Here is a 3,154-nt window from a genome sequence, read left to right on the forward strand (position 1 = left end):
GTCGACGTCGAGGAGCTCACCGGGCCGGGCCGCATCACCACCGGGGCCGGCGCCGTCCGCCTCGGCCGGGTGACCGGCTCGCTCAGCGCCCGCACCGGGGCCGGCGACGTCGAGGTCGACCGGCTGGAGGCGCCGCTGCAGGCCCACACCGCCGCCGGCTCGCTCACCGTCCGCGCCACCACCGCCTCGGTGGAGGCGCGCACCGCGGTCGGGACGATCACCGTCGGCGTGGCCGAGGAGATCCCGACCCTGGTCGACCTGCACTCGGGGCTGGGTCGGGTGCGGGTCGAGCTGCCGCCCACCGAGCCGCCGGCGGCCGGCGACCGGTGGCTGCGGGTGCATGCCCGCAGCGCGATGGGCGACATCCTGCTCCACCGCGCCTGACCCCACGCCGGCCGGCGGCTCAGCCGCCCTCGCCGCCCAGCAGCCGGCCGGCACGCCCCGACCCGAGCAGCCGGAGCAGCTCCGACACCCCCGGGTGGGTCTCCGCCAGCGCCTCGGCGGCGGAGAGGTACTCCTCCGACGTGGCCACCCGCTGGAGCGCCGCCTCGAGCTGGTCGGCCGGCGCGGCGCTGGAGCCGGTCCGACGGGTGCTGAGCAGCTCACCGCCGGCCTGCACCGCCGCCACCGCGGCCAGGGCCACCGAGACGTCCATCCGCCCCGCCTCGACGGCGTCCACCGCGTCGTTCATCGCCTGCAACCGGGCGGCGGCCAGCGGGTTGGCGATCTTCACCCGGTGGGCGTTGATGAGCTGGGACAGCATCGGCGCCGAGATGCCGAGCGCACGGGCCAGCTCGGCCTGGTTCAGACCCAGGACCTGCCCGCACCGTCGCAGCACCTCACTGAGCGGTGCCCCGTACAGGGCCGTCTGGGCCACCCGCACCTCGTCGCTCATCCCCCACCTCCCTTCTCTGGGGGATCCTGGCAGCGTGCCGCCGGGCCGGACAACCGCGAGCGGGACGACCCGCACCCGGTCCCTGGCGGGGTTGACACCCGGCCCCGGCTCCCGGCATCCTCCCACCCATGATTTGCATTCGCAAACATCTGCTGCGGTCCGGTGCCACCGTGCTCACGGCCTCGCTGCTCCTCTCGCTCGTGGCCGTCGGCCCTCAGGCGGCCGCTGACGAGCAGACCTCGAGCGGCCGGATGATGCTGGTCCTGGACGCCTCCGGGTCGATGGCGGAGGAGGCCGCCGGCGGGACGACCAAGATCGAGGCCGCCCGGGAGAGCCTCCGCGCCGTCACCGATGCGCTGCCGGAGGACCAGCCGGTCGGGCTGCGGGTGTTCGGCGCGGAGGTCTTCTCCGCCGACGACCCGGGCGCCTGCACCGACTCCCAGCAGGTGGTCGCCCCCGGCACCGGCAACCGGGACGAGCTCCGGGAGGCGGTCGAGGCCTACGAGCCCTACGGCGAGACCCCGACCGGGTTCGCCCTGCAGGAGGCCGGCAAGGACCTGGGCGGGGAGGGCCAGCGCACGATCATCCTGGTCTCCGACGGCGAGCCGACCTGCGAGCCGGACCCGTGCGAGGTGGCCGGGCAGCTGTCCCAGGACGGCATCGACCTGCGGATCGACGTGGTCGGTCTCAACGTGTCCGGCGAGGCGCGGAAGTCGCTGCAGTGCATCGCCGAGCAGGGCAACGGCACCTACTACGACGCCGACGACGCCGACAGCCTGACCGACAGCCTGACCCGGGTCTCCGAACGCTCCTCCCGCCCGTTCGACCTCACCGGGGAGCCGGTCGAGGGCGCGGCCAGCCCGGAGCAGGGCCCGCAGCTCGGCTCCGGCATCTACCTCGACACGATCCCCAGCACCGGCGAGCTGTGGTACCGGGTGCCGCGCACCGTCCCCGGCTCCACCCTCCACGTCGGCGCCGCCTTCCAGTACGTCAGCTCCAACAACAACGTCTACCTGAAGGTCTTCGACGACCCGACCGGTGCGGCGTGCGCGAGCGTGCAGGTCCACCGGATGCTGTCCTGGGGCCGGCCCCTGGTGAACCAGGCAGCCTCCACCTGGTCCGACGACCCGGAGGACGGCTGCAACACGGCCGACACCGTGTACGTCCAGCTCGAGTCCTCCGACGAGGACATCGCCGGCCGCCCGCTGCAGCTGGTGGTCTACGAGGAGCCCCCGCTGGCCGACCCGTCCCAGCGCGACCTGCCGCCGCGCCCGGACGACCCGGCGTGGACGACGCTCGAACCCGCCGACGACCCGGTCGACCGCGTCGTGCCCGGCACCAGTATGGCCAGCGCCCCGGTGGTGGAGGACGGCAGCTACGCCCTCGACATCAACACCGAGGAGACGCAGGTGCTGGCCGTCCCGCTCGACTGGGGTCAGGACCTGCAGGTCCAGCTGGACGCCGTCTGGCCCGAGGACGCCTGGCAGGTCGAGATCCGGGTGATCAGCCCGATGCGTGGCCGCGGCAACGTCGACTTCTTCGCCGAGGAGCCCGGTGACTGGACCACGACCGCGCTGCCCAACCTGCGAGCCGGTGAGCCGGTGCGGCTCGGCGCGCAGACCCTGACCACCGCCTTCCGCCACCGCAGCGGCGGCGCGGAGGAGGCCGGGGCGGCCCTGCCGGGGCTGCGCTACGTCGAGGTCTCCTTCCGCGGCGACCGCGAGGACGTCGCGGTCAACCTGCCCTACACCCTCACGCTGCAGACCAACGGCACCGCCGGCGAGGGTGCCCCGACCTACGCCGAGGGGGCCGGGCTGGTCCCGCCCTCGGCCGACTTCGCCATCACGGCCGGCAACCGTCCCGACCAGGCCGGTGCCGGGGAGGGGGCTGACGCCTCGCCGTCGCCCGCGCCGAGCAGCGAGCCGGACGGGGAGCCCTCGACCCCGGCGGCCGCACCCGTGGAGGACGACCCGGCGTCGGCCGGTCCGCCGGTCCTCGCGCTCGCCCTCGGTGGTGCCGGGCTGGCCCTGCTGGTGGCGGCGGTGGTGCTGCTGGTGGTCCGGCTCCGCCGCTGACGTGCCGGCGCGGCCGCGGCGGTCAGAGCAGGAGGACGGCGGCGACGACCAGCACGACCCCGAGCCCGGCGAGCACGACCGGGAGCAGCAGCCCGCGACTACCACCGTCCCGGCTGACGACCCGGGTCGGCCCGACCGCCGCCGGCCGGCGCTCGGACGGGACGGCCACCGACTCGTCCGGGCC

The 3,154-nt window shown here is 75.3% G+C and carries 2 protein-coding genes and 1 pseudogene; 2 read left to right on the forward strand and 1 reads right to left on the reverse strand.

What is annotated here, in order from left to right:
* Positions 1-384 (forward strand): annotated as a pseudogene (locus tag DVA66_RS18755) (hypothetical protein); the annotation flags it as partial.
* Between the two features lie 19 nt (positions 385-403).
* Here DVA66_RS18755 and DVA66_RS18760 read toward each other — a convergent pair.
* Positions 404-895, reverse strand: a complete 492-nt coding sequence (locus DVA66_RS18760) for a helix-turn-helix domain-containing protein (RefSeq protein ID WP_114561386.1) — start codon at positions 893-895, stop codon at positions 404-406.
* Positions 896-1,023: 128 nt separating this feature from the next.
* Between DVA66_RS18760 and DVA66_RS18765 the strand changes: the two genes are divergently transcribed.
* Positions 1,024-2,970, forward strand: coding sequence for a vWA domain-containing protein (locus tag DVA66_RS18765; protein WP_114561387.1), 1,947 nt, complete (start codon positions 1,024-1,026; stop codon positions 2,968-2,970).
* The last annotated feature ends 184 nt before the right edge of the window (positions 2,971-3,154 follow it).

Source organism: Desertihabitans aurantiacus (assembly GCF_003344635.1).
Classification (GTDB): Bacteria; Actinomycetota; Actinomycetes; order Propionibacteriales; family Propionibacteriaceae; genus Desertihabitans; species Desertihabitans aurantiacus.

Coding starts and splice junctions, on each gene's coding strand:
- DVA66_RS18760 (WP_114561386.1), bottom strand. CDS start 895: ATGAGCGACGAGGTGCGGGTGGCCCAGACGGCCCTGTACGGGGCACCG.
- DVA66_RS18765 (WP_114561387.1), top strand. CDS start 1,024: ATGATTTGCATTCGCAAACATCTGCTGCGGTCCGGTGCCACCGTGCTC.